1 protein-coding gene is annotated in these 229 nt (G+C 59.4%); it reads left to right on the top strand.

What is annotated here, in order from left to right; all coding sequences use genetic code 11:
- A partial coding sequence (locus ACZ3HG_RS25070) for a gamma-glutamyltransferase (protein WP_465335285.1) occupies positions 1-229 on the top strand: 229 nt, incomplete at both ends.

Genomic DNA, 229 nt, shown 5'->3' with positions numbered 1-229 from the left:
ACACCTGGGCCAGTGGGATTCGTCCAAGGCGATCTTCTTCAAGGAAGGCCGTCCGCTCAAGGAAGGGGAAATGCTGGTCCAGAAGGACCTGACCAAGTCGCTGCGCCTGATCGCCAAGGAAGGTCCGAAGGCCTTCTATGACGGTGCCATCGCCAAGAAGATCGTGGCCGAGATGGACAAGCACGGCGGCCTCATCACCGCCGAGGACCTGAAGAACTACAAGGTCGTC

The organism is Erwinia sp. PME.40.26/001 (assembly GCF_055556675.1).
This window is presented reverse-complemented; position numbering and strand designations above follow the sequence as displayed.